Genomic DNA, 25,117 nt, shown 5'->3' with positions numbered 1-25,117 from the left:
AAGGCAACGGCCCCGGAGATTGCTCTCCAGGGCCGCCGGGGACTGCCTCGTGCTTCAGGGGCTCAGACGGGGATGAACACCCGCTGGGTGCCGTGCGTGCGGATGCCCGCGATGTGGTCGCTGGCTTCCCGGCCGTTGCCCAGCGTGACGGCGATGTGGCCGTGCGGGTTGCCCGGGCTGTTGTAGGCGTCGCTCACGATGATGGCGCCGGGGGGCAGCTGCTTGATCTGCTCGTCGGTGAGGCTCACCTCGCGGAAGCGCGAGTCCTTGGCCAGCACGTTCCCGTACATGTACGCGGACGGGAGCGGATTGACGTTCAGGCCCGCCGCCGCGAGGGCGCGGTTGACGCCCTTGGCGCACCAGCCGGTGGTGTTCATCGACGAGGCCATGGACTGGGCGGAGGAGGCCAGCCGGCTGGCGTTCGCACCGAACGAGCTGGGAATTTCACCCATGGGCGCGGCGCCCGAAGCGCCGAAGGAGCCACCCGTCGCGGAGGACCGACCGCCGCCGCTCGCGCCACCGGACTGGAAGCTGTCGCTCTTGCCCGGGATGCTCAGCGAGTTGCCGGTGATGATCAGGTCGGGGTTCGAGATGCCGTTGGCCTTGGCCAGCGCCGACACCGTGGTGCCGAACCGACCCGCCAGCGCGGACAGCGTGTCTCCCCTCTGGATGCGGTAGCTCATGATGATGGTTCTCGTTCTTGGAAATCGGGAGTCGTGGCGGGATTATCGGCTGGAGGGGCCCCGGGTTGCGTCCTTCCCAGAAAACCCGCCCCAGGAGCACGCGTGAACAGCAGCCGGCCCGTGGACGAATGGGTAGCCCGCCTCTCCCTCCCCGATGCGCAAGCCCGGGCGGAGGCCCTGGAGGCCGTTGGGGAGGCGCTCGGATCCGAGGAGGTGGTGATGCGCGAGCGGACCGCCCAGCTCCTCCTGAAGGACCTGGCCCGGCCGGCCTCCACCGCGCACGGCCTCATCCTGTCCCTGCTTCAGGCGGACTGGTGGCCGCCCCCCGAGCGCCTCGCGGCCAGCGCCGTCCAGGCCATCACGGAGGCCCTGTCGCGCATGGAGGCGGCGGATCCCGCCGTGAGGGATGCCGCGCTGGTGCTGGGCAACGTGTGCCGGGTGGACCCCTCCCAGCTTTCGGCCCTGGGCGCGGCGTTGGATCACCCACGCCCCGCGGTCCGGCACGCCATGGCCCGCGCGGCGAGCCGGGCCTTCGACGAGAAGGGCGTGCTGCTGCCGAAGCTCATCGCGCACCTGGACGACCCGGAGGAGCTTGTGTCGTTCGCGGCGCTGGAGTCGGTGGGGGCGCTCGCGCCCGCAGCTCCGGACCTCGCGGGCGCCGCGCTGCTGGCCCAGGTGCGCAAGACGGAAGGGATGCGCCGCTATCTGGCCCTGTCCTCGCTGCGTGCCCTGCTGGAGCACTGTCGCCTGAAGGAGTTGCCCCTGCCCGCGCTGGGGGGCCTGGAGCCCGCGCTGCTCGGTGCGCTGGCGGATTCGAACCCCGCGGTCCGGGTGGAGACGGTGTCCCTGCTGGGGCTGACGGGGCCGGTGTCCCCGGCCGCGCTCACCGCGCTGGGAGGTCTGCTCAAGGACGCGAACCCCGCCCCGGCCGCCAGCGCGGCGGTGGCCCTGTTGCGCCTGGGAGCCCCTCCGGAGGAGGCGCTCGCGCTGCTGGAGCGGCTGCTGCGGGCGGAGGACGCACCCGAAGGGCAGGGCGCCGCGCTGTCCGCCCTGGAGGCGGTGGAGCCCGCCCTGCTCGTGAAGGCCAGGGACATGCTGAAGAAGGTCGTCCGCTCCGTGAAGGGGCCGGTGAAGGAAGCCCTGAGCGAGCTGCTGTCGGAAGTCGGCTGATCAGCACCACCGGGCGCCGGAGCGGAGAAGGGAAACCCTTTTTTCCGCCCCGGCGATGGGTGGCTAGCAGCCCAGGTTGTTGCCGGGGCTCACGCCCAGCATGCCGCAGAAGCGCACGAAGGCGTCGATGCGGCTCTGCACCTGGCCGGGGTTGGCGCCGTTGCACTCCCGCGACCCGTTGATGGTGCGGATGGTCTCACCGAAGCCCGCGCCGTTGACGATGGCGTTGTGCGCCGTCATGGAGCCCGCGCCGTTCTGCGTGGTCCAGAACCAGAAGCCCGTGCGCCACGCCGCGTTCGCGTCCTGCGCGAGCAGGTCCGGGTTCGCCTGCAGCGGCAGGCCCAGCGCGTTGCCCGCCGCGCAGTAGTTGCCGTTCCAGGACAACTGCATGGGGCCGCGTCCGTAGTAGCGCTTGCCCGGAGCGCAGAAGCAGCCCGGCGGCCCCCACGACGTGTCGCAGTAATCCGCCTTGTTGATCTCCTCGATGTACACGAGGCCGCCCGTCTCGTGATTGACGTTGGCCAGGAAGGCGGCCACCTCCCGCTTGCGGGTGTCGGTGTCGCCCGTGGTCGCGAGCCCCGGGAAGCCCGACGCGGCGGCGATGAGCGCGTCGTAGGTGTAGAAGCCGTTGCGGCTGGGGAACATGGCGTTGAACGTGTCGCGGGTGAGGATGCCGCCGAAGCCCGTTCCCCCGCCGCCACCGCCGGAGACCAGGTCGAACGTCCAGTGCTGGTTGGCGGTGTTGCCGTAGGGGTACTGGAGCAGCGGCGTCCCGTTGTCCGCGGAGCCCCAGGATAGGTCCACCGCCATGTCCGTGTGCCGCAGGTGCATGCTGAACTGCGTGCCGCCCCGGTTCACGAACCGGAACTGCTGGTTGTTACCGCCCAGGTAGCTCCACTGGTGGATGATGGCGTTCTGCGCGGTGCTGACGTCCTTGACGTCCAGCCCCTTGCCGCTGTTCACGTTGATGATCTTGAAGTACCCGCCCGACGTGGGCGAGATGTGGAACTTCTGCGCGTTGGTGCCGTTGCAGTCCCACTCCTGCACCTTCGCGCCGTCCGCCGTGCTGGATGAAGCCACGTCGATGCACTTGTTCGTCATCGCCGAGCGGATGACGTAGTCACCCTCCACGATGGACGACACGATGGCGGGGCTCTCCTGCTGCCCCAGAGCCTCCGGAGCCTCCCCGGAAGGCTCCGCCCCGGAACAGCCTCCCAGCGCACCCACCATTCCCATCAACGACAGACAGCGGAACATCAGCGTGTTGGCCATGACGACTCCCGTGTGGCGAGGTCCGGCCAATATAGCCTGGATGGCGGCGAAATCAGGTTTTGGGGATTAATCCCGCGTCAATCAGGGGAACCCGAAACGTCGGGGATGAACAGGGGAGGTCTTCCCTGCTCGCATGGGGGCTGGCGTTGGATAGGATTGGGTCCCCCTCCTTCTCCCCCCGGAGATTCCAAATGCCTCGCAAGATTGGTGGCGGCTCCAGCTCCTTCAAGGCGCCGTCGTTGTCTCCGCCCGCGTCGCCTTCCCTCTCCAAGCCGAAGAACACCGTCGCCACCAGCGCGCCCTCGACGAGCACGAAGACGAGCCAGAAGCGCCCGCTGGACGCGGTGGACGGTTCAGCCTCCGCTTCCGGCTCCAACAAGAAGACGAAGGTGGATGCGGAGCCCAAGGACAACACGACCGAGGCCCGGCTGAAGCGGGCGGAGGTGCGCGCGAAGCGCCGCCAGGAGTCCACCGGCGCGGTGGACGCGTCGGGCGGTCGCAGTGGCTTCATCGGCACCGCGCAGGGCTTCCAGAAGATGGACCCCAAGACGGACGGCAAGCAGCGGGTGGAGACGCCCTTCGGCCCGGTGAACGCGAGCAAGTTCCCCACGACGGACCCGGCCTTCAAGATCACCAGCCAGAAGAAGGACTACGGCAAGCAGTCGGTGGGTGACCGCTACTCGCACCTGGTGCCGGCGCTGAAGGCAAGCGGCGCCAGCGACAAGGACATCGCCACGGACCTGCTCAACGCGCTGGATGGTGGCAAGCCGTCGGTGCTCACCGACAACAAGTCGAAGAACGCCGCCGCCAAGCTCACGGCCATCATGAACGTGTCCGAGCCCATGCGCGTCGGAGGCTCCGACAAGGCGGGGCGCGCGGCGCTGCGCATGGTGCAGGAGGGGAAGATCTCCCTGGAGGATGCCTTCACCGGCAACAACCCCTCGTTCCCCATGGCCGTCAAGCCGGACTACATGCGCCGCGCGGTGAACTACGAGGACAAGAACTACCGCAAGCCCATCGAGACGCCGACGCAGTTCAGCAAGATCGGCGAGTACATGTCCGACAGCAGCGACGACGAATCCTGAGCCGTCCTGCTCGCGCAAGGACGCGGGCCTACAGGCGCGTGAGGAAGCGCTGGGCGAAGAGGTATGCGTCGCCCGGCCAGCGCGCGGACACGTACCGGCCATCCTCCACCACGAAGGCGGAGGTGTGGTCCGTCGCGGTGCCGCGCTTCGTGCCCGCGCGGGGGCCTCGCTCGAAGTGGCGGGCCTCCGCGAGCGAGGCGACCACCTCCTCCTCCACGTAGGCGGGGTAGGTGCGGTAGTAGCGCCCCAGCTTCCACGCCGTCAGCAGGTACGCGGAGCGCTCCATGTACTTGGGCAGGCAGGTGGTGCGCGTGCCGTGCAGCACGCTGCGGCCCGTGGCGGGGTCCTTCGCCCGCGCGAGCACCAGCACCCCGTGGCAGATGGCCGCGACGGGCCGCTGGAGCGCCCAGAACGCCGCCACCTTCGCCTGGAGCGCCTCGCTGCCCAGGTACTGCCGCATGCCCGGCGCGTGGCCTCCAGGCAAGAGCAGCGCGTCGAAGTCCTCCGGCACCACCGCGTCCCACGTCAGGGGCTTCTGGAAGCCCTCCGTCAGGGTGAGGTCGCCGTAGAAGCGGCGGGGCTCCGGATCCGCGCCCAGCTTCCCGAAGAGCACGCCCGTGAGCAGCAGCGGATCCGCGGCGGGCATGTGGCCCTTCTCCGTGGCGAACACCACGTGGTGGCCTGCGTCGGTGAGCATGCGCCAGGGCACCGCGACCTCCGTGACGTCGAAATCGCGGTCGGGCAGTGGGACGAGGACGCGGCGGGAGGAGGCCATGCCGCCAGTCAATCCCGCCCCTCCGCCCCCTGACAAGCTGTCGCTTCGTCTCAAGGTGCCTCCCGCCCCATGCACCGAGCGGGAGGCCCTGCGTGAAGTCACGGTCCGTCAGTGGATCCGGCCGGCGGGCAGGTTGGAGCGGGGCGGGAAGCCCGGCACGGCGGGCCTGCGCGCGCCCTCCTTCCGCCACGGGGCGAGGAGCGCCTCTCCAACCCCACCCGTGGAGGACTTCAACGTGGGCGGCTCGCCGCACACCAGGGCGGACAGGTCGTCCCTGCGCCGCTCCAGGTCATGGAACACACGCCCGGGACCCGCGCCCGTCGGATCCGGCGTGGGGGACGGGTTGTCGAGGAAGGGGGAGAGGAAGGCCTGCTGTCCCGCCGCGCGCGGTCCCACGTGGAGGAAGACGGTTCGGGTCTCTCCCGCGTGGCAGCCGTTGCAGGTGTTCACGGAGAACTGGTGGCGTGCTTCCGGGTTCACGCCGGACGCATTGAAGAAGAAGAAGAAGGGCGTGATGGCGGAGCCGGCCTGGAAGACCTGGCCCTGGAACGTGGCCGGCACTTCGTGCGTCCCCGCGAGGATGGCGGCCTGGTTCTGGTTGATGTAGCTGGCCAGGAAGGGGGTGTTGTCGAGGAAGAACTCGGGCGTGAGCGCCACCGGGGCGGGGGCGAGGCCCATGGCCCCGAAGTGGAACTCGCGCAGCTCCCATTCGAAGTCGAGCGCGTTCTCGTTGGTGCGCACCTGGCTGATGGCGCTGCCCATGAAGCGCCCGGGGGCCACGAACGCCTTGGTGAAGCGGTCCGTGAGGGCCTGGAGCCTGGGCCGGTAGTCCGGGTGCGCAATGCCCAGCCGGGTCAGCTCGTGCCAGTCACGCGCCCAGCGCTGGAGCTCCTCCGGGCTTCCTCCCGGGAGCACGTATTCGAGGATGACGGTGAACGGCGTGGGATTGCCGGAGGGGTCCAACACCCCGAACACGAAGCGGCCCTCGCCCGCGGTCACGCCTTCCTGGCGCAGGTCGAGGCGGTTGACGATGGCGAGCAGTCGGAACGGCGCGGTGTTGAAGTCGAGCGGCTGGCCAGGCCCGCCGCTGCGCGCTTCCCAGGCATTCGTCACGAGGTCGCGGATGCCGGGGCGGGGCGGGATGACCGAGGCCCCGAGGAACTGGGGCTGTTCCCAGGTCCGCAACCAGGCGCGCACCAGCGGGGACGGATCCATGCCGCCGCTCATCTCGCGCATCAGCGTGCCGAACGTCCAGGCGCCAGCGCCGGTGGTCCGCACCGGGTCTTCCACCACGGACAGGTCGGTGATGAGCAGCTCCTGGGAGGGATTGACCGAACACGTCGCCGGGTCGCATGCGGTGGCGGATTCGCAGCCGTTGGCCGCGCTCCCATCACAGTCGAACGTGCCCACCCCGCAGCCCAGGCCGCAGGTGCCCGCGCCGCAGACCGCGTTGGCGGAAGCGGCCCCGCCGCACGTCGTGCCGCAGGTGCCGCAGTTCGCCTCGTCCGACAGCAGGTCGGCTTCACAGCCATTCACCGGGTTGCCGTCACAGTCGCCCGTGCCCACCGCGCAGCCTGACTGGAAGGACACGCAGCCGGAGCGGTTCCCCGCCGCGTCGCGCGCGGAGACGAAGAGCTGCGCATTCAATTGGGTGGGCAGCAACAGCATCATCACGACGTCGGTGGCTCCCGCCCTGGCTTCCGGATTCATGGGCGCGGGCACGGTGCAGGCGGCGTCCGTGAACAGGACCACCGAGGCCCCCGGTTCGGTCTGCGTGCGCACCGCCGCGACGAACGGTGGCAGGGAGAAGGGAATGACGCCGGACAGGAACGTGGGCGGCGCCGGAGCGACGTTGTCGTGCACGTAGGTGGCGGCCGCGGAGCAGTTGGAGAGGTTGCCCGCCGCGTCCACCGCCTTCGCGGAGAAGCGCGCCGTCGCATTGGCGGCGGCCGTGAGGGCGACCGTGAAGGCCCCCGTCGTGGCGTTCGCGCTGACGGTGGTCAGCGGTGTCCCCGCGCAGCCCGCACCCGTGAAGACACGCACCGAGGCGGCGGCCTCGGTCGTCCCGGTCAGCGACGGCTGGAGCTGGAAGGAGGGTGACGCCGGGGTAAAGCCCGTCAGCGCCGGTGCCCCGGGCGCGACGCTGTCATGCCGGTACACGGAGGCGGTGGAGCACAGGGACGTATTGCCCACGGCGTCCGTGGCGGTGGCGCTGAAGGAGCTGCTCGTGTTGGCCGTGACGGAGACCAGCCTGGAGAAGGCGCCCGTCGTGGCCGCGGCCGTCAGCGTGGCGAGCGGTGTGCCTTGGCAGGAGGCGCCCGCGAAGAGGCGCACGGTGGCGTTCGGCTCGCCCGTACCGGACAGCAGGGGCTGGAGGTTGGTGGACGGGGAGACAGGCGTGAACCCGGTGAGCGTCGGCGGCGAGGGCGCGACGCTGTCGTGCTGGTAGCTGACGCTCGACGAACACGCGGACGCGTTGTTCGCGGCGTCCGTCGCGGTGGCGGAGAGGGTGCTCGTGGTGTTGGCGGTCAGCGACAGCGTGGAGGAGAAGCCGCCATTCGACGCGGCCGTCACGGTGGCCAGCGGCGTGCCCTGGCAGGACGCGCCCAGGAAGAGCTTCACGGTGGCGCCCGCCTCCGTCGTGCCGGCGAGCACGGGGTTCGTGGTGGTTTTGGACGGCGACACGGGGGTGAAGCCCGTCAGCACCGGGACCGTGGGCGGCACGGTGTCCGTCTGGCATCTGAACAGCTCCAGTCCGCCCAGGGAGATGACCTCGATGCCGGCGCGGCTGTCGTTGTCCTCCGTGACGTTCAGTCTGTATTTGGCGTAGGCGCCGGGGGAGGTGACCGCGTACTCGCGCCGCTCGAAACCGCTCCAGTTGATTTCATTGGGGCGGGTATCGACCACGACCCACGCGCTGCCGTTCCAACCCTGGAGGGTGAAGGTCCGGGGGGCGCGGGTGGTGATGCCGCCGTTGGCGTACTGGAGGGCGTAGTGGGTGACCGTCTTCGGGCCGTCCGCCCATTCATAGGCAATCCAGGCGGGGGCAACGCCCGCACTGGAGATCCACATCGAGTTGATGTTGCGGTCGAAGGTCTGCCACGCCTCGTAGGTGGTGCCGTACGCGCCGGAGCGGGTCACGGTGCCGCTGGGGAGCGTCGCGCCGGTCATCTGGGGGACGAGGCTGCTTCCACAGTCGAGTCCCTGCTGGCTGGCGCGCATCGCGAGCGGTGGGGGTGGGGTGGCTTCTTCTCCCTGACATCCCGGCGCCGTGGCCAGGGCCAGGGCGCCGGCCAGGAAGAGGCTTCTTCTGGAGGTGGGAACGCTCATGCGGTGCTCCTTGCTTCCATCGCTTCAGGTGACGGCCCGGGCGCTCTCGCGCGGGCTGCGCGAGCGTTGGGCCGTGCCGTGTTTGTACGGGCGCCCGTGAGCGCGCCGTGGAGCGATGTGTCGGAACCGCCGGAGCGGGGGATGAAACGTCCGCCGGGTGGGACGAACTCAGAACGACTGCCGCAGCAGGGCCTCCACCGCGGCCTTGCGGCCAGGGCTCAATCGCAGCCGCGTCCCGTCGCGGAGCACCACCACCCAGCCCTTGTCCACGTCCGGCTCCAGCTCCCGGATGCGGTCCACGTTGACGAGCACGGAGCGGTGCACGCGCACGAAGCGGCGTGGATCCAACCACTGCTCCACCTGGCCCAGCGTTTCACGGAGCATGGGCTTGCGGGCGCCCGCGTGCAGCACCACGTAGTTGCCCTCCGCCTCGCACCAGTCCAGCTCCTCGACGGGGATGAGCAGCACCTTGCCGCCTGTCTTCACCGCGATGCGCTCCACCGGGCTGCCGCCGCCCGTGGGACGGACGGGTTCGGGGGGCGGGGCCCGGTGCTGTTCGAGCAGGGACGACAGGTGCTTGAGCAGCTCCCGGTCCCTGCCTTGGGCCCGCTGCCGGCGTGCGCGCTCCAGGGCATCCCGGAAGCGCTGGTCGCTGAAGGGCTTGAGCAGGTAGTCCAGCGCGTTCGCCTCGAAGGCGCGCACCGCGTACCGGTCGAACGCCGTCACGAAGATGACCGGGGGCATGCGCTCCACGCCCACCTCGCGCAGGACGTCGAAGCCGTCCAGCTCCGGCATCTGCACGTCCAGGAAGACCAGGTCCGGCGCTTCGCGCAGGAGGTGGTCCACGGCCTCGCGGCCTCCCTGGCATTCGCGCACGTCGGTGACCTCCGGCGTCTGGGCCAGCAGGTGCCTCAGGCTGTCCCGCGCCAGGGGTTCGTCGTCCACGACCAGCACGCGCCAGCCTTCTCGTCGGTGCGCCTCAACCACGCGTCCCTCGGGTCATGTCTGTCTTCTCCTCCACGAAGGGCAGCTCCACCTTCGCGAGCACTCCGCCCCCGGGCAGGTCCTCCAGCGTCAGGCCGTAGCGCTCGCCATAGAGCTGCCGGATGCGGGCGCGGGTATTGGCCACGCCGATGCCCGTGCCTCCGGCGCCTCCCGCGCGCAGGCCCGGACCATCGTCCTGCACCTCCAGAAGCAGCCGGTTGCCCTGCCGCGCGGTGCTCACCTGGAGCAGACCCCGGGCGGCCTTTCGCGCGATGCCGTGCTTGATGGCGTTCTCCACCAGCGGCTGGAGGATGAGCGCGGGCACCCGGGCCTTCAGGGTGTCCTGGCCGGGCGTCAGGTGGACCTCCAGGTGTCCGCCGAAGCGGAGCTGTTCGATGCCCAGGAAGCGGCGCACCAGCTCCAGCTCATCCTCCAGCAGGACTTCGTGGTCGCCCCGCCCTTCCAGGCTCGCGCGCAGCAGGTGCCCCAGCTCCGCCAGGGCCTCCACCGCCTCCGGGTTGCGTTGCTGGCGGACCAGCCCCGCCACCGCGTTGAGCGTGTTGAAGAGGAAGTGCGGATCCAACTGGGCCCGCAGCGCCTGGAGCCGGGCCTCCGCGAGCTGGACCGCGAGGCGCGACTCCGCCAGCTCCCGTTCGCGCAGGTGCCGCGTCGCGCGCAGGGCCGACCAGGCGGCCAGGAAGAGCAGGTACTCGAAGTAGCCCAGCGCGCCGCGCTCGAGCAGCAGGCGCCACAGGCCTTCGGTGAAGGACACCCCGTGCGCGCTCCATTGCTGGAGCGCCGACAGGACGGGCGCGAGCAGCAGCACGTGCACCTGGACGAAGCCCGCGCCGGCCACGAGCAGCAGGCCCAGGTGACGCAGCAGCCGGGGCCGTTCGGGGGGAATGCGTTGGAAGACGGCCAGCACCAGCGGCCCGAGCAGGGCCCATGCGCTGTAGGGCACGAGCGCGAGGGCGAGCTTGAGGAGGAAATCGCGGGGCTCTTCCGCGTAGGCGCGCAGGGCATGGGGCACCGCGCCCAGGAGGCCCGCGGCCATGCCCAGCATCCAGACCCGCCGCATCGCGGACAGCCCGGCTGATTCCAGCGCTCCCCCCTGCTTCATGGCGTTCCCGGTCCCCTGGCGGAGCAGCCTAGCGGGAGGAACCGGGTTTCGTGAGGGGGGCTGACGGAAAGGGGCTTCCGCTTCGGCTAACGTCCCGCCGCGCCGTGACCCAGAGCGCCCCAGGGCCCGACCCTGATGATGATCCGCCCGCGCGTCCACCCGAGCTTCGGGACGGCACGCTGTACGTGCAGGGCGCGGAGGACGATGACGGCGAGTCCTCCAACGGCAAGCGGGAGGTGCGCGGTGGCCGTGCGTCCACGGTGCTCACCGCGCTGCTGGTGGCCGTGGGGCTCGCGCTGCCCGGGGTCGCGGTCTTCCTACGGCGTCCGCCCGCGCAGGGGCTTCCGGTCCCAGAGGCGTCCTCGGGTGTGACGGCCCTCCCGGGCGCTCCTTCCATGAGCGGAGAGACGCGCCCGGCGCAGGGCTCCTCCACGGAGGTGACGGCGAAACCCGGGACCGTGAGCCTGGAGCAGGTGCCTTCGCGTGCCTCCTCCACGGAGTCGGCCTCCTCGCGCGGCTCATTGAAAGGCTCGAAGCCCACTTCGGGCGGTGCGTCCGCGCCTCCGTCCCCTTTGGTGGGCGCACTGGCCCGGGTGGAGCCGCGGCCCCCGTCTTCCTCCGCGCATTCGAGCGAGCGACTGCGTGCGGACCTGGAAGACACGACCCTTCCTCCGGAGGCGCGGTCGCTGGCGGCGCTGGCGTTGCTCGATGCCCACTTGAACCGGGAGCGCTGGCGTTCACTGGCCATGGACGCCGAGCGCATCTCCCAATTGGACCTGCCCCGCTACCAGCTGCGCCTCCCGGCCGAGCAGGCCGCGTGGCTGCGGATCCACGCCGCCCGGAACCTGGAGCAATGGGACACGGTCCTGCGCATCGGCCCCACCTTCCGTCAGGCGTATCCGGACAGCCCCCTGGTGCCCGCGGTCGACGCCATCGTGCGGAGCACCCTCGTCCATCGCTCCAACGCGGAGGACAACCAGCGGATGCTGCGGGCGGACCTCCGCGCCGAAGAGGACCGGGCCGCGCGGGACATCGCCCGACTCGAGGGATTGGGGCGACCTGCCACCGAGCCCCGCCGGAGGCTGGACTTCCAGCGCTGCCGCCTGCCCGCGGACAAGGGCTTCCACGCGGAGGCCCTCGTGCCCTGCCGTGCCTTCCTTGCGACCTGGCCCGTGGCGACCACCCCGGCGGAGCTCGGTGAATATCGGGATGTCCGGGGCCTGGAGATCAAGGCCCTCGTGGGTCTGCGCCGCTACGCCGAGGCCCGCGAGCGCCTCGCCGCGTTCCTCGCCTCCGACCCGGAGGGCGAACCGCGAACCCGGGCCCGCGCCGTCATCCAGTCCATCCCCGTCGAAGCGGAGGAGTGACCGCGCGGCGCCCCGTGCGCCGCGCGGTCCCGGGCCTTCACCTCACGGCGCCGCGAGCTTCGTCACGAACGCGTCGTAGGTCCCCACCAGCGTGTTGCCGCCGAAGTTCCCCTCCGTATAGCCACCCAGGTAGAGGCTGCCGTTGAACTCCCGGTTCACGCCGTTGCTGTAGACAGGGGCCGGCCCTCCGGCTGGCGACACCGCCGGGTTCTGCTGGACCACCCACAGCCGGTTGCCCGCCGTGTCGAACTTCGCGACGTAGTTGTGCCCCTTCAAGACCGTGGTGTTGGTGAGGTTGCCCACGTCTCCCTGCGCGCCGCCGCTCACGTAGATGCCCGTCTCGTCGATGAAGATGCCAGAGGCCCAGATGCCGTTCGCGGCGCTGAACTCCCGGGTCCACAGCCGGTTGCCGGAAGGGTCGTACTTGGCCAGATAGGCATCCGAGCCCGGGGTGGGGTTCGGGTTCCCATCCAGACCGCCGCCGCTCTGGCCCGTCAGGTAGAGATTGCCCGCCGCATCCGTCGCCGCGCCATACAGCCACACGTTGTTGCCCGAGGACCCGAGCTGTCGGGTCCACTGCTTCACGCCGGCGCTGTCGTACTTGATGACGAAGGCGTCCTGCACGCCCTGCCGCGTGTTCCCGTCCAGCCCCCCGTAGGTCCAACCGGAGACATAGACATTGCCGGCCGCGTCGGTGGCCGCCCGCCGTCCCACCGTGTTCTGGCCGGCCGCGCCCATCTGCCGGGTCCACTGCCTGGTGCCCGCGGCGTCGTACTTCGTCACGAAGACATCCTTGTCGCCGGTGCGGGTGTTGCCATCCAGGCCGCCCGTCGTGAAGCCCGTGATGTACGAGCGTCCCGCCGGGTCGCCCACCAGGTCGTGCACGCGCACGGGAGTCCCCACCGCTCCGGAGGTCCGCGTCCAGAGGGCCGTGACGGGGTTCGTGATGCCGTCGTTGACGCAGGTGATCAACTCCAGCCGGTTGAGGGAGATGACGACCACGCCCGCACGGGTGTCGTTGTCGTCCGTCACGTGCAGGCGGTACTGGCTGTACGACGCGGGCGCGGAGAGCGTGAACTCCCGCCGCTCGAACCCGCCCCAGCCCGTCTGGTTCGTGCGCGTGTCGAGCACCACCCAGGCGGAGCCGTTCCAGCCCTGGAACGTCCAGTCCTTGGGCGCGCGCGTGGTGAGGCTGGGGCCGTTGGCGAAGGCGAGGGCATAGCGGTGGACGGCGGCGGTGCCCGCGGGCACCTGGTAGGCAAGCCACGCGGGCGTCTGGTTCACCGCGGAGATCCACAGCGAGGCACTGTTCGCGTCGAACGCCTGCCAGGCCTCGTAAGCGGCGCTGTAGACCCCCGAGCGCGTCACGCTGCCCGCCGGGGTCGTGGGGCCCGTCATCGCTGTCACCGCGGAGGAACAGGTGAGGCCCTGGGCGGTGGACTGGAACTCCTCCTCCGGCCCGGTGTCAGGCGTGTCCGCGCCCTGGCAGCCGGGCAGGGACGTGAGGACGAGCGCGCTCGCCAGGAAGGTGCTGCGGACAGCGGTAAAGGCTTTCACGGTGACTCCTCGGGAGTCGTGCGAAGGGCGCACGAGGCCCCCGAGGAGTACCGGCACGCCCCGGAGTGACGGGGCGTTATGTGACGAAACCGCCGGCGCGCGGGACGAAGGCGCCGGACGGAGGGATGGCTGGGATTACCGGGTCGCTTCGGTCATGCACGTGGCGAACGCGTCGGCCGGCGCGCAGAAGCCCCCGATGTTCTTCGTGAGCTCCTTCATCAGCGCGGCCTTCTTCGCCTTGAAGGTCTTGGTCTCGCAGGAGGAGACGGCCCACTGGTTCTTCTTGTTGCACATGGAGTCGGCGGCCCAGGCGTTCTTCTTCACGACGCACTCGTCGACGAACTGCTTCAGGCCCGGGGACTTCGCGACGGCCGGCGTGACGTGGGTGTCGAAACACGCCTGCACCTTCTTCGCGACCTCCGCGTCGACGCTGCCCTTGCCCACCTTCTTGCAGAGGTTCGTCTGCTGCTCCTGCACCTTCTGCTGCGCGGTCATGAGCTGGCCGATGGAGCACTGTCCCGCGGCCGCTCCCTGGGGCTGGGACATCGCCTTCCAGCCCGTCATGTGGACGACGGCACAGTCCTGGATGACCAGCGAGCGCACGCTGGCGGTGGCGCCCGAGGCCTCCAGGGCCTTCCACGCAGGACCGCAGACGGCGTCGTTCTTCTTGCCGGCGCCCTGCAGCCAGTTCTCCGTGTACATGACGACACAGTCGTTGCTGACCAGCGCCTCCGCGTTGTCGAGCTGGCCCGCCTTGGCCACCGCGTCGAACGCCGTGGCGCAGTCCTGCTTCTGGGCCTGACCCTGGAGCGGGAGGAGGGTGAACAGCGCGACAACGAGTGCTCCCGTGGATTTCAGCATGTCTTCGTGCCTTCCGTGTGTTCGTGCGGTCCATCCGCCGGCCCGGGCAGGCTAGGCACGCTACCCCAGGGCTCAGGGGCTCTTCTCCACCTCCATCCGATAGCCGACACCGCGCACGGTCTGGATGGAGAAGCGCGACGCGGGGGTCCACTGGAGCTTTCGCTTCAGGCTGGAGACGAAGTTGTCCACCGTGTGCGGATCCACGACGACATCCGTGCCCCAGACGGCATCCAGGATTTCGTCCCTGCGCAGGGCCCGCTCGCGCTCACGCACGAGGAAGGCCAGCAGGTCGAACTCCTTGCGCGTCAGCTCCACCTCCGCGCCCTCCGGCGTCACCACCCGGCGCCGGTCCAGGTCCACGCTGTAGCCCGCGAAGCGCAGCAGCTTCGTCGTCGCGATGCCCGCGCCCGCGCGCTTCACCTGGGCCCCCACGCGCGCCAGCAATTCCCGCAGCCGGTAGGGCTTGCCCAGGTAGTCCTGGGCGCCCACCTCGAAGCCGCGCACCACGTCCTCCTCCAGCGTGCGCGCGGTGAGCATCAGCACCGGCACGGTGGAGCCCTCCTCGCGCAGCGCGCGGCACAGCGCATAGCCGTCGCCGTCCGGCAGCATCACGTCCAGGAGGATGAGCTGGAAGTCGCGGCGGGCCAGGTGCTCGCGCGCCTCCCGCACCGTGGCGGCCTCCTCCACCGCGTAGCCTCCCTGGTGCTCCAGGTTGTCCCGCAGCGCGAGCCGCAGGTTCGGGTCATCCTCCACGACGAGCAGGGTGGGGGCGGCGTTCATGCGGTGCTCCGGGTCCGTGCTCCGGATGGGGATTCAGGAAGGGTCAATTCGAAGGTGGTGCCTTCGTCGCTGGAGGCCGCCACGCGCAGCGTGCCTCCATGCAACCGGGCGATGCGGCGGCACAGCGCGAGCCCCAGCCCGCTGCCGGGCACCTCGCGGCCGCTCCTGCCGGCCAGCCGGTGGAACTCGCCGAAGACTCGCTCCCACTCCGCCTCCGGGATGCCGGTGCCGTTGTCCGTGAAGTGCACCCGTCCTCCGGGCAGCGTCGCCACGTGCAGGCGCACGGGGCTGCGGGTGTTGTACGCGCAGGCGTTGCGCGCCAGGTTCGCCAGCAGCAGCCGCAAGAGCTGCGCGTCCGCGTTCAGCTCGCGCGCGTCCACGTCCGCCGTCAGCTCCACCGGCACCGGAGTTCCTGACGCCAGGTCCCGGCGCAGCCCGGACACCAGCTCATCCAGCCGCACCGGCGCGAGCCGGGGCACCCAGCGCCCCTTGTCGATGCGGTTGAAGGACAGCAGGTTCTCCACCAGGAAGCCCAGCCCGTCCGCCTCGTGGATGATGCGCGCGGGGTAGTCCTTCGCGTCCGCGCCTTCCGCCAGACGCCACTCCAGCGTCTCCGCGAGCAGGCGGATGGACGCCAGCGGCGTGCGCAGCTCGTGCGACACCGTGGCCACGAAGTCGCTCTTCAGCTCCAGGAAGCGGTACTTGCGGTGCTGCGCCACGAAGGCCAGCGCCGCGATGGTGAGCGCCAGCGCCGCGCACAGCACCAGCATCAGCGACTTGAGCCGGTAGCGGTTCTCCAGCGCCGCCTCGCCCTTCGCCCACGCGGAGGACGCCACCGCCACCGGCAGCGACGCGAGCACCAGCACCGGCGCGTCCCCGGGCAGGGACACGCGTCCGTCCGCTTCCAGCAGGCCCCGCTCGCGCATCTCGCGGGTGAGTCCCTCCATCAGGCCAGGCAGGTCCAGCGCCAGGCCCAGGGCGCCGTGTCGCTGGCGGGGCTCCAGGTACCAGCCCGTCCGCGTCAGCAGCGGCTCCGAAACGGACGCGGGCAGGTCCAGCGGCGTGGTGGCCAGCTCCCGGGCCCTCGCCTCGAAATCCGCCACCGGGACGCCCACGCGCAGGGAGAGGGCCGCCACCCGTCCGCGCAGGAAGTCGAAGTCCTCCGGCGTGAAGCGCGAGCGCTTGAGGAGCAGCAACCGCTGCAGTCCCTCCAACCGTCCTTCGCCCTGTCCATCCCGCAGTCCGTCGCGCACCAGCGCCCGCATCAGGTCGGGCACCAGGTCGCCCCTCTTGGCCACGTCCTCCAGCACCATCAGCAGCGACGGCAGGTCGCGCGTGGACGCGAGCACGAAGCGGGCCCGGTGTCGCGAGAGCGCCATCACCGCCTCCAGGGTGCCCTTGGGGTCCTTCGCCGCCAGGGCCCGCTCCACCGCCTGCAACTGCTCCAGCCGTTCCCGCCACGGGCCTTCGTCCTCGTCCGCGGCCTCCTGGCGGGCCCGCAGCCGCGCGTAGCGGTCCTTCGCGGGCGAGTCCCCGGCGGTGTCGAAGAGGGCCAGCCGGGGCAGCAGTTGTTCCTCCTGTTCGCGCAGGTACAGCCCCTGCGCGGCCACCAGCGGATCCTCCTTCGCGGCCTCCAGCGTGGGACGCGCGGACTCCAACCCTTCGCGCAGCGCCTGCCCCAGGGAGACGCGGGCGTACTGCTCCAGGACCTCGCGCCGGGCCTGGAGCGAGGCCCGCGCATCCTCGCGCTCAGCGGCGAAGATGCGCTGGAGGTAGCCCAGGCCGACCCCGAGCCCGGCGAGGCCGAGCACGAGGGCGACGAAGGTGGGCAGCAGCCGGCGGAACATTCGGGCGGGGCCTTACTTGAAGGTGGGGACGCGGTCGGCGTCCATGGTGCGCACCGGCGCGAAGGACTCGAAGCGGTCCTTGCGGCGGTCCAGCTTCCGCGCCTCGCGGATGAGCGTCCCCAGCTCCGCCACGTCCTCCTGGTCCTTCAGGGGCGTGCCCAGCTCCTCCCACAGCGATACGAGCGCGTCGTAGGTGAGCGGACGCGCCCAGTAGGAGCCGCGCAGCTTCTCCGCGAAGGCGGCCGCGACGTAGGACAGGCGCGTGGGCGAGGCGGCCTGCTCGAAGGCGGGGCGCATGAGGGAAGAGGTCATGTCCTTCTCGATGAGGCGCGAATCGCCGCCCTCGGGCTGCTTGTAGCGGATGCGCAGCGTGCCGAAGGTGGGCCGGGACGCTTCGCGCAGCTTCACCTCGTAGAGGGCGGTGACGGCGTGGCCCGCGCCCACCTCGCCCGCGTCCACGCTGTCGTCGGAGAACTGCTGCCGGGTGAGCAGGCGGTTCTCGTAGCCGATGAGGCGGTAGCGGGACACCGTCTTGCGGTCGAACTCCACCTGGAGCTTCACGTCCTTGGCCACCACCTGGAGCGTGCCGCTCAGGTTCTGCACGAAGATGCGGCGGGCCTCGTCCAGCGCGTCCACGTAGGCGTAGTTGCCCTCGCCCACCTGCGCCATCCGCTCCATCAGCGCGTCGTTGTAGTTGCCCATCCCGAAGCCCACCGCGGACAGGGTGATGCCCGCCGCCGCGCGCTCCTTCACCCGCGCCCACAGGCCATCCGCGTCGGTGATGCCGCTGTTGGCCACGCCGTCCGAGCACAGGATGATGCGGTTGATGCCGCCCTCCTGGAGGTGGTTCGCGGCCAGGGCGTAGCCCAGTTCGAGGCCCGCCTGCGCGTTGGTGGAGCCCTCCGTGGTGAGCCCGTCGATGGCGGCGCGCAGCAGGGACTTCTGTCTGGCGTTGGTGGGCCCGAGCACGAGCCGCGCCTCGCTGCCGTAGACGACGATGGACACCCGGTCCCGCTCATCCAGCGCGTTCACCAGCAGGTTCAGCGCCCGCTTCACCAGCCCCAGCCGGTTGTCCATGTTCATGGACCCGGACACATCGATGACGAACACCAGATGGCTGGGTTTGCGCTGCGCGTGGCTGACTTCGCGCGCCTTCACGCCGATGCGCACCACGTGGTAGCCCTTGCGCGCGGGGGACGGGAAGCCCTCCACGTTCACGCTGAAGGGGGCGTCCGGCGCGGCCGGGTAGCCGTAGTCGAAGCTGTTGACGAACTCCTCCACGCGCACCGCCTGTTCATCCGGCAGCGAGCCGCGCTGGAGGTAGGCCCGCGTCAGCGTGTACGAGGCCGTGTCCGTGTCCACGGAGAAGGTGGAGAAGCGCTCCTCCTCGGTGTCCACCGTGGGGTTCACCCCGTGGCCCTTGAAGTACATGTCGAAGAAGCGCTTCCCTGGCGGGGCCACGGTGCGCTCCGGTGGGGCGACGATCACGATGTCGTGGGTGTCATTCAACGGTCCCCGGGGGACCTCGGGGGCGCGGTACACCGTCTGTGGCGTGCCGTCCGGGACGACGATGTGCATGTACGGCAGGGCCCAGGCCGGAGCGCGCTGCCGGTCGTTCCTGCTGGATTCGCTCACGTAGTCATTCGTGCTCAGGCCATCAATCACGTAGCCCCCCTCGGGGACGCCGGACATGGCTGAGTCATGGAGGGAGACACCGTACGAATCGGACGCGGAGCCGGGCGCGACTTCTGCCAGGGACTCGAAGCTGCGCGCTCCCCCTTTGCCCACCGGGCGGGCCATCGCGATGCGCTTGATGAACTCCGCGTCCACGACGGCGTTGGAATTCGCGGAGTTCATGTCGACGAGGGGCGCCGCGCTGGTGCTGAAGGAAGGGTCGGGTTCCAGCTCCATGTCGACCCGTACGGTGCGCTGCTCCTGGAGGTGGAGGCCCGTCCGCGCGGACGGCTTGTAGACCTCCCTTTCCGCACGCAACGCGTAGACGCCCGCCGGAAGCGCCTCGATGCGGAAGTTCCCCTGGCCATCGGAGACCGCCACCCGCTCGAACCGGAGGCTCGGAGAGGTCGCGGTGATGACCACCTCGAAGACGGGCTTCTTCGTCTTGCCGTCGAGGACCGTTCCAAGGATGACGCCCGTGCTCACGTCGCCCGCGTCAGGTTGGGCCAGCACTGGCGCCGCGAACAGCAGCAGGAGCGCGAACAGGGGACTGCGAAGGAGGGACGTCATCGTGGGCCACCTCGGTGCCTCAGGGTGGAGCCATCATCCCGATGCACCCCGCATCGAACCGCACGGGAGGCTCGTCTCCTCATCATGGTTTCATCATGACGGGAACGCGGGCCCGGGCGCGAGCGTCCGGCGCCCACACCCACATCATCCGGCCCCGTCCGCGCGGGAAGTCGTGCCGGTGGCGGGGCGCTTGGTTAAAAAGGGCGCCCATGACGACGGCACTCGACGACCTGTTCCCCACCGACGCGCAGATTCCTCCTGGTGTCCGGCTCCCCGCCTATCTGGAGCAGCGCGAGTACCTCGTGGGAGGCGAGCTGCGCACCTGGGCGGGCGAACTCAACCCCGTGCAGAGCCCCGTGTTCCTCCGGACGCCGGAAGGGCTCCAGCAGAAGGTGATTGGCGCGACGCCGCTGCTCACCTCGCGCGAGTCCCTGGACGCGCTCGCGGCGGCGGTGAAGGCGTACGACCTGGGCCGGGGCGTGTGGCCCACCCTGAAGGTGGCCCAGCGCATCGAGCACGTGGAGCGCTTCCTCGTCGCGATGCGCGCCCAGCGCACGGCGGTCGTGAATCTGCTGATGTGGGAGATTGGCAAGACGCAGCCGGACTCGGAGAAGGAGTTCGACCGCACCGTCGACCTGATCGTCGAAACCATCCGCGCGCTGAAGGAGCTGGACCACACCTCGTCCCGCTTCGTGCAGGAGCAGGGCATCATGGCGCAGATCCGCCGGGGCCCGGTGGGCGTGGCGCTGTGCATGGGCCCGTACAACTACCCGCTCAACGAGACCTTCAGCACGCTCTTCCCCGCGCTGCTGATGGGCAACACGGTGGTGTTCAAGCCGGCGAAGTTCGGCGTGCTGCTGGTGCGCCCGCTGCTGGAGGCCTTCCGCGACTGCTTCCCGCCCGGCGTCATCAACATCATCTACGGCCGGGGCCGGGAGACGGTGGGCGCGCTGATGGAGAGCGGGCAGGTGGACCTGTTCGCCTTCATCGGCACCAACAAGGGCGCCAGCGAGCTGAAGCGGATGCACCCCCGGCCGCACCGGCTCAAGGCGGTGCTGGGCCTGGACGCGAAGAACCCGGCCATCATCCTGCAGGACGCGGACCTGGATAACGCCGTGAAGGAGTGCATCACCGGCACGCTGTCCTTCAACGGCCAGCGGTGCACGGCGCTCAAGCTGCTGGTGGTGCACCGGAGCATCGTGGACGCGTTCCTCGCGAAGTTCACGGCCGCGGTGGACAAGCTCAAGCCCGGCATGCCCTGGGACCCGGGCGTCGCCGTCACGCCGCTGCCTGAGCCGGGCAAGGCGGCCTACCTCCAGGGGCTGGTGGACGACGCCGTGTCCAAGGGGGCCCGGGTGGTGAACACGACGGGCGGCCAGTCGTCGCGGTCGTTCTACGCCCCCACGGTGGTGTACCCGGTGACGCAGGGGATGCGGCTCGCGAGCGAGGAGCAGTTCGGTCCGGTGGTCCCGGTGATGGTGTTCGACGACGACGCGGAGGCGGTCCGGCTGGTGGTGCAGTCGCAGTTCGGCCAGCAGCTCAGCCTGTTCGGCAAGGACTCGGCGCGCATCGGCCGGTTCATCGACGCGTTCTCCAACCAGGTGGGACGCATCAACCTCAACTGCCAGTGCCAGCGCGGGCCGGACACCTTCCCGTTCAACGGCCGCAAGGACTCCGCGGAAGGCACCCTGTCGGTCGCGGACGCGCTCCGGGTGTTCTCCATCCGGACGCTGGTGGCGACGAAGACGACGCCCGACAACACCACCCTGGTCCAGTCCATCCTCACCCGGCGGGAGTCGGACTTCCTCACCACCGACTTCCTCTTCTAGTCGTCTTCGGGTTGCCTGGGAAACGGAGGGCAGGGGAGCAGGTGGCAGAGGGGGCCAGGGTGGTTCCGCTCCCTCCGCCCTTGGTGCTAAGCCCTGCGCCATCCCCATGGCGCGCACAACGACCATCGAGCTGCACAAGGAAGAGATGAAGTTCTCCGCGGGGCACTTCACCATCTTCTCCGCCACGCACCGCGAGAACCTGCATGGGCACAACTTCACCGTCTACGTCGCGTTGACGGGCGAGGTGTCCGAGGACGGCCTGCTCGCGGACTACGGCCCGCTCAAGCAGGCCGTCATCACGCGGTGCAAGGCCTGGAATGAGACCTTCTTCCTGCCCGGCCGCTCACGGCACCTGCGCCTGGAGCAGGACGCGCAGGGCAACTACAAGGCGCACTTCAACGGCGAGGAGCTGTACTTCCTCGCTCGCGACGTGACGGTGCTGCCCGCGCCCAACGTGACGCTGGAGGAGCTGGCGCGCGTCTTCGGCGAGGATCTGGTGGGCGACGGCACCGCGATGGCGCGCGACCGCATCACGCACCTGTTGGTGAAGTGCGCTTCGGGCCCCGGTCAGTGGGCCACCTGGGAGTGGGGACAGCATGGCTGACTGGGCCCTCATCACCGGCGCCAGCCGGGGCATCGGACGGGCGACCGCGGAGCGCTTCCAGCGGGAAGGCTGGCGCGTGATGAACGTGTCGCGCAACCCGTGCACCGTGCCGGACGTCGTGAACGTGGAAGTGGACCTCGCCGTCCCGGGCTGGGAGGCGACGTTCGTCCCGGCGCTGCGGGAAGGTCCCGGCAGGGGCGGGGGCCGCGTGTGCCTGGTGCACAACGCCGCCCGCTACGTGCATGACGAGGCGCTGGCGATGGACGCGGAGCACTTCCGCCAAGTGCTGGAGGTCAACGTCGTCGCCCCCCTGGTGCTCAACCGCCTGGTGCGCCCGCTGCTCACGGATGGCTCGTCCATCCTCTACGTGGGCTCCACGCTGGCGGAGAAGGCCGTGAAGGGCATCGCGTCCTATGTGACGACCAAGCACGCGATGGTGGGGATGATGCGCGCCACCTGCCAGGAGCTGGTCGGCACGCAGATCCACACCGCCTGCGTCTGCCCCGGGTTCACCGACACGGAGATCCTTCGGGAACACCTGGGGGGAGACGCGGCCGCCCGCGCGAGCGTGGCGGCACGGACGACCTTCGGGCGGATCATCACGCCCGAGGAGGTCGCGGACTTCCTCTACACCTGCGCCAGGACACCCATCCTGAATGGCGCGGTCCTCCACGCCAACCTGGGACAGGTGGAGACCTGAAGCGTCAGGCCGGCGCCGGGAACACGGTGCAGGAGGACATGCAGGTCTCCGCCACCTTGAGGCGGGAGACGCGCACGCCGGGGATGTCCAGGCGCTCGTAGAGCCACGCGGCCAGCAGCTCGCTCGTGGGGTTCTCCAGGCCGGGCACGTCGTTGAGCAGCCGGTGGTCCAGCTGGGCGTGGAGCGGCTCCCAGGCGGCGTTCAGCTCCGCGAAGTCGACAATCCAGCCGAGCTGCGGGTGCAGCGGGCCCTGGAGGGTGATTTCGATGCGGTAGCTGTGGCCGTGCACGCGGGAGCACTTGTGCCCCTGGGGCACGTGCGGCAGGTGGTGCGCGGCCTCGAAGGTGTATTCCTTCGAGATTTCGGTGATGAGGGGGGTCTTCTTCACGGTACGGCCTCCATGCGGCGGCCTTGTACCTTCGATCCCCACCCCCGTCCATCCGCCATGCCAGGAGGGCCCGGACGCCTGGCGGCCTACTGGCGCGTCGCGGTGAGCTCGCGCGCGAGCGTGCAGGACGCCCCGTCACTGCCCAGCCGGTAGAGGTTGTACTCGCCCTGGAAGGCCGCGGGCGCGGTGACGCTCGTCGGCGTGGGGGCGAAGCGGCCCTCGAGGAGGACGGCGTAGCGGACACCCGCCCCGCTTGTCGCCTCGGCATTCATGAGGATCTCCAGCCCGGACTCCTCCCTGTAGGTCCCCTCCAACGTCACTCCCTGGAGCGTCGCGACCAGGAGGCCCGCGCCTCCGCTCCGGCTGGAGATGACGAGGGGGCCCGTGGGCAATGACAGGCCTGCCTCGGTGCAACCGGCTGGCAAGGGACTCGGAGCCGCGAAGGTGAGCGCATACGTCCCTTCCATCCGACAGCCGGTGTCACAGTCGGGAGGACCGTCGCTCCCACAGCCGACCGTGGCGCCCAGCGTCAGTGCTCCCACCAGCATCAGGAGGGGGAGGCGGAGGAACGGGGAAATGCGCTGCTGCCGGGAGTCGCCGGTGGATGCGTCGTGCATGGTGCTGTCCTGTGTCGGGGAAGCCGGACGGGTTCCGGCCGACGCGGAGATTACCTGGAATCAGATGCTTGGGTGTCACCGCCCTTCCCTCGGAGGAGGTGCCAGCGGAGGCTGCCGGCCCCTTTTTCCAAGAGGCGTTCCGATGCGCAGTCTCCTGCTCCCGTGCACCCTGGTGCTCGCCACGTTGGTGGCGTGTGGCCCCGTGCCTGAATCCACTTCCGACCGCACCGCGACCCGCGCACAGGGCCTGACCTCCGCCAATGGACTGGTCACTCTGGAGGCGGTGGGCACCGGGCGTCCCTACACGTTCGCCACCGCGCAGGTGGGCACCCCGCTCTACATCGACCGGACGTACACGCTCACCGGCCTGTCCTCGCGACTCCAGGGCGGAGTGCTGCTCCAGGCGGCGAATGACGACAAGCTCTACGCGGGGGCCTCGCAGGTGCGGCTGGGATTGAACTCCGCCGCCACCGTCTACGTGGCCATGGACTGGCGCAACACGGTGCTGCCCGCGTGGCTCGCGGACGGCACGTGGGCGCTCACCGACGAGGTGCTCGCCACCAATGATCCTTCCGCGACCACGCCCGCCTCCTCCACGCCGATGAAGGTGTATGTGAAGTCCCTGCCCGCGGGGACGCTGACCCTGGGCGGCGGCATGGCTTCACCGGCGCAGGGCACCAACGCGCAGTACGTCGTCATCCTGAAGTTCACGGGCAGCGAGCCCGGCGTGGTGGCGCGCTTCTTCCCCAACATCCGGATGCAGGGCGTGCCGGTGCTGCGCCACCTGTCCACCGTGGACGTGTACGCCGGGACGGGCGCGCCCGTGGACGGCATCCCGGCGGACTTCTTCGGCGTGCGCCTCGAAGGGTTCGTGACGCCCGCGTTCACGCAGACGTACACCTTCCGCACCGCGGCCAGCGGGGGCGTGCGTCTGTGGATCAACGGCCGGCTGCTCGTGGATGACTGGTTTGAACACGCCGGCGTCGAACAGCGCACCGGCTCCATCCCGCTCGCGGCGGACGTTCCCGCCAGCGTGGTGCTGGAGTTCTTCGACGCGGAGGCCCTGGCCTCCGTGCTGCTCCAGTGGCAGAGCGCCAGCCAGCCCTGGCAGACCATCCCCGTGTCGCGCCTGGAGGCGGCGGCGCTGCCCCTGCCCCGTCCGCTGGGCGCCCACTGCACGGCCCATGCGCAGTGCCGCTCGGGGACGTGCAGCGTGTTCCCGGTGGGCAACGTCACCATCTGGAACGAAGGCGACGCGGTGTGCACGCCCGAGGTGCCGGAAGGGCAGCCCGGGGTGAAGGCCGAGTATTTCACCTCCGAGTTCCTCTACAACCGCGCCGTCGTTCGGCGGGAGGACTTCGTGGGAACGTTCTGGAGCGCCACGGCGCCCGTGTCCGGTGTGCCCGCGGACCGCTGGTCCGCGCGCTGGTCCGCCACGCTGACGGCGCCGACCTCCGGCACGTACACGCTGCGCACCTCCACGGAGGATGGCGTTCGCCTGTGGCTGGATGGCTCGCTGCTGGTGGATGACTGGATGGAGGCGGAGGGCGGGCAGACGCACGACGTCTCCGTGGTCCTGACGGCGAACAGCCCGCATGCCTTGGTGATGGAGTTCTTCGAGGGGCATGGCAACGCCCACGCGCGGTTGTCGTGGTCCGGCCCTGGCATCCCGTGGCAGACCGTCACCACGGCGCTGAGCACGCCGCCGCACTTCACCTGCCGGCCGCTGGGCTCGCAGTGCCGCTCCAACGAGGACTGCTGTGGGGCCTTCTGCTCCGTGTCCCCGGTGGGCAACGTCACCCTCTGGAACGAAGGCGCCACGGTGTGCAGTCCCCGATGAGGTGATGCTCCGGCAACTCCTGCCGGGCCATGGCAAGCCTTGCCAGTCCGTGACACGGCAAGGC

At 70.2% G+C, this 25,117-nt stretch carries 20 protein-coding genes; 7 read left to right on the top strand and 13 right to left on the bottom strand.

Annotated features, from left to right (window positions below; genetic code table 11):
* Positions 1–62 precede the first annotated feature (62 nt).
* On the bottom strand, positions 63–683 hold the full coding sequence (locus tag D7X74_RS02030) for a LysM peptidoglycan-binding domain-containing protein (protein ID WP_120531199.1): 621 nt from the start codon (positions 681–683) through the stop codon (positions 63–65).
* Positions 684–785: 102 nt separating this feature from the next.
* Between D7X74_RS02030 and D7X74_RS02025 the strand changes: the two genes are divergently transcribed.
* Positions 786–1,853: a HEAT repeat domain-containing protein gene (locus D7X74_RS02025; RefSeq protein WP_120531198.1), complete on the top strand. Its 1,068-nt coding sequence runs from the start codon at positions 786–788 to the stop codon at positions 1,851–1,853.
* 63 nt (positions 1,854–1,916) lie between these two features.
* Here D7X74_RS02025 and D7X74_RS02020 read toward each other — a convergent pair whose 3' ends face one another.
* Positions 1,917–3,125, bottom strand: a complete 1,209-nt coding sequence (locus D7X74_RS02020) for an RICIN domain-containing protein (RefSeq protein ID WP_120531197.1) — start codon at positions 3,123–3,125, stop codon at positions 1,917–1,919.
* Between the two features lie 191 nt (positions 3,126–3,316).
* On the opposite strand from D7X74_RS02020, the gene D7X74_RS02015 reads away from it, so the two are divergent.
* Positions 3,317–4,210, top strand: coding sequence for a hypothetical protein (locus D7X74_RS02015; protein ID WP_120531196.1), 894 nt, complete (start codon positions 3,317–3,319; stop codon positions 4,208–4,210).
* A gap of 28 nt (positions 4,211–4,238) precedes the next feature.
* Here D7X74_RS02015 and D7X74_RS02010 read toward each other — a convergent pair whose 3' ends face one another.
* The 4 genes from D7X74_RS02010 to D7X74_RS01995 all read right to left on the bottom strand — a co-directional run bounded on the left by D7X74_RS02010 (position 4,239) and on the right by D7X74_RS01995 (position 10,419).
* Entirely contained in the window at positions 4,239–4,985 is a 747-nt protein-coding gene (locus D7X74_RS02010; RefSeq protein WP_120531195.1) for a type 1 glutamine amidotransferase domain-containing protein, read from the bottom strand.
* Positions 4,986–5,093: 108 nt separating this feature from the next.
* Positions 5,094–8,315: an Ig-like domain-containing protein gene (locus D7X74_RS02005; RefSeq protein WP_147446437.1), complete on the bottom strand. Its 3,222-nt coding sequence runs from the start codon at positions 8,313–8,315 to the stop codon at positions 5,094–5,096.
* Positions 8,316–8,483: 168 nt separating this feature from the next.
* Positions 8,484–9,269, bottom strand: coding sequence for a LytTR family DNA-binding domain-containing protein (locus tag D7X74_RS02000; protein WP_233601930.1), 786 nt, complete (start codon positions 9,267–9,269; stop codon positions 8,484–8,486).
* 25 nt (positions 9,270–9,294) lie between these two features.
* Entirely contained in the window at positions 9,295–10,419 is a 1,125-nt protein-coding gene (locus tag D7X74_RS01995) for a sensor histidine kinase (protein ID WP_120531192.1), read from the bottom strand.
* A 104-nt stretch (positions 10,420–10,523) separates the two neighbouring features.
* Between D7X74_RS01995 and D7X74_RS01990 the strand changes: the two genes are divergently transcribed.
* A complete protein-coding gene (locus D7X74_RS01990; protein ID WP_120531191.1) occupies positions 10,524–11,786 on the top strand; it encodes a hypothetical protein in 1,263 nt (420 codons plus the stop codon).
* A 42-nt stretch (positions 11,787–11,828) separates the two neighbouring features.
* Here D7X74_RS01990 and D7X74_RS01985 read toward each other — a convergent pair whose 3' ends face one another.
* The 5 genes from D7X74_RS01985 to D7X74_RS01965 form a co-directional block, all read right to left on the bottom strand.
* Positions 11,829–13,343, bottom strand: coding sequence for an SBBP repeat-containing protein (locus D7X74_RS01985; protein ID WP_120531190.1), 1,515 nt, complete (start codon positions 13,341–13,343; stop codon positions 11,829–11,831).
* A 135-nt stretch (positions 13,344–13,478) separates the two neighbouring features.
* Positions 13,479–14,204 carry a hypothetical protein gene (locus D7X74_RS01980; protein WP_120531189.1) on the bottom strand — a complete coding sequence of 242 codons (726 nt, stop codon included), beginning with the start codon at positions 14,202–14,204 and terminating at the stop codon, positions 13,479–13,481.
* A 72-nt stretch (positions 14,205–14,276) separates the two neighbouring features.
* Positions 14,277–14,984 carry a response regulator transcription factor gene (locus tag D7X74_RS01975; RefSeq protein WP_120531188.1) on the bottom strand — a complete coding sequence of 236 codons (708 nt, stop codon included), beginning with the start codon at positions 14,982–14,984 and terminating at the stop codon, positions 14,277–14,279.
* Entirely contained in the window at positions 14,981–16,831 is a 1,851-nt protein-coding gene (locus tag D7X74_RS01970) for a HAMP domain-containing sensor histidine kinase (RefSeq protein WP_120531187.1), read from the bottom strand. Before D7X74_RS01970 ends, D7X74_RS01975 begins: the two co-directional genes overlap by 4 nt.
* Before the next feature lie 12 nt (positions 16,832–16,843).
* On the bottom strand, positions 16,844–19,075 hold the full coding sequence (locus tag D7X74_RS01965; RefSeq protein ID WP_120531186.1) for a von Willebrand factor type A domain-containing protein: 2,232 nt from the start codon (positions 19,073–19,075) through the stop codon (positions 16,844–16,846).
* Positions 19,076–19,284: 209 nt separating this feature from the next.
* Between D7X74_RS01965 and D7X74_RS01960 the strand changes: the two genes are divergently transcribed.
* From D7X74_RS01960 to D7X74_RS01950, 3 genes are all read left to right on the top strand, one after another.
* Positions 19,285–20,904, top strand: coding sequence for an NADP-dependent glyceraldehyde-3-phosphate dehydrogenase (locus D7X74_RS01960; RefSeq protein WP_120531185.1), 1,620 nt, complete (start codon positions 19,285–19,287; stop codon positions 20,902–20,904).
* A gap of 106 nt (positions 20,905–21,010) precedes the next feature.
* A complete protein-coding gene (locus tag D7X74_RS01955) occupies positions 21,011–21,508 on the top strand; it encodes a 6-carboxytetrahydropterin synthase (RefSeq protein ID WP_120531184.1) in 498 nt (165 codons plus the stop codon).
* Complete coding sequence (locus D7X74_RS01950) at positions 21,501–22,208, top strand: SDR family oxidoreductase (RefSeq protein ID WP_120531183.1); 708 nt, start codon at positions 21,501–21,503, stop codon at positions 22,206–22,208. Before D7X74_RS01955 ends, D7X74_RS01950 begins: the two co-directional genes overlap by 8 nt.
* A 4-nt stretch (positions 22,209–22,212) precedes the next feature.
* Here the strand turns inward: D7X74_RS01950 and queD are convergent, their stop codons facing one another.
* Both queD and D7X74_RS42865 read right to left on the bottom strand, forming a co-directional pair.
* A complete protein-coding gene (gene queD, locus D7X74_RS01945; protein WP_120531182.1) occupies positions 22,213–22,596 on the bottom strand; it encodes a 6-carboxytetrahydropterin synthase QueD in 384 nt (127 codons plus the stop codon).
* Between the two features lie 86 nt (positions 22,597–22,682).
* Positions 22,683–23,213, bottom strand: a complete 531-nt coding sequence (locus tag D7X74_RS42865; protein WP_158622157.1) for a hypothetical protein — start codon at positions 23,211–23,213, stop codon at positions 22,683–22,685.
* Positions 23,214–23,355: 142 nt separating this feature from the next.
* On the opposite strand from D7X74_RS42865, the gene D7X74_RS01935 reads away from it, so the two are divergent.
* Positions 23,356–25,053, top strand: a complete 1,698-nt coding sequence (locus D7X74_RS01935) for a PA14 domain-containing protein (protein ID WP_158622156.1) — start codon at positions 23,356–23,358, stop codon at positions 25,051–25,053.
* The last annotated feature ends 64 nt before the right edge of the window (positions 25,054–25,117 follow it).

The sequence above is a fragment of the Corallococcus sp. CA047B genome, from assembly GCF_003612065.1.
In the GTDB taxonomy this organism is placed as follows: Bacteria; Myxococcota; Myxococcia; order Myxococcales; family Myxococcaceae; genus Corallococcus; species Corallococcus praedator.
This window is presented reverse-complemented; position numbering and strand designations above follow the sequence as displayed.

Excerpts from the sequence above, each read along its gene's own strand:
- D7X74_RS01950 (WP_120531183.1), top strand. The coding sequence starts at position 21,501 with ATGGCTGACTGGGCCCTCATCACCGGCGCCAGCCGGGGCATCGGACGG.
- D7X74_RS02020 (WP_120531197.1), bottom strand. The coding sequence starts at position 3,125 with ATGGCCAACACGCTGATGTTCCGCTGTCTGTCGTTGATGGGAATGGTG.
- D7X74_RS02030 (WP_120531199.1), bottom strand. The coding sequence starts at position 683 with ATGAGCTACCGCATCCAGAGGGGAGACACGCTGTCCGCGCTGGCGGGT.
- D7X74_RS01995 (WP_120531192.1), bottom strand. The coding sequence starts at position 10,419 with ATGAAGCAGGGGGGAGCGCTGGAATCAGCCGGGCTGTCCGCGATGCGG.
- D7X74_RS01965 (WP_120531186.1), bottom strand. The coding sequence starts at position 19,075 with ATGACGTCCCTCCTTCGCAGTCCCCTGTTCGCGCTCCTGCTGCTGTTC.
- D7X74_RS01980 (WP_120531189.1), bottom strand. The coding sequence starts at position 14,204 with ATGCTGAAATCCACGGGAGCACTCGTTGTCGCGCTGTTCACCCTCCTC.
- D7X74_RS42865 (WP_158622157.1), bottom strand. The coding sequence starts at position 23,213 with ATGCACGACGCATCCACCGGCGACTCCCGGCAGCAGCGCATTTCCCCG.
- D7X74_RS02015 (WP_120531196.1), top strand. The coding sequence starts at position 3,317 with ATGCCTCGCAAGATTGGTGGCGGCTCCAGCTCCTTCAAGGCGCCGTCG.
- D7X74_RS01955 (WP_120531184.1), top strand. The coding sequence starts at position 21,011 with ATGGCGCGCACAACGACCATCGAGCTGCACAAGGAAGAGATGAAGTTC.
- D7X74_RS02010 (WP_120531195.1), bottom strand. The coding sequence starts at position 4,985 with ATGGCCTCCTCCCGCCGCGTCCTCGTCCCACTGCCCGACCGCGATTTC.
- D7X74_RS01960 (WP_120531185.1), top strand. The coding sequence starts at position 19,285 with ATGACGACGGCACTCGACGACCTGTTCCCCACCGACGCGCAGATTCCT.
- D7X74_RS01970 (WP_120531187.1), bottom strand. The coding sequence starts at position 16,831 with ATGTTCCGCCGGCTGCTGCCCACCTTCGTCGCCCTCGTGCTCGGCCTC.
- D7X74_RS02005 (WP_147446437.1), bottom strand. The coding sequence starts at position 8,315 with ATGAGCGTTCCCACCTCCAGAAGAAGCCTCTTCCTGGCCGGCGCCCTG.
- D7X74_RS01935 (WP_158622156.1), top strand. The coding sequence starts at position 23,356 with ATGCGCAGTCTCCTGCTCCCGTGCACCCTGGTGCTCGCCACGTTGGTG.
- D7X74_RS01975 (WP_120531188.1), bottom strand. The coding sequence starts at position 14,984 with ATGAACGCCGCCCCCACCCTGCTCGTCGTGGAGGATGACCCGAACCTG.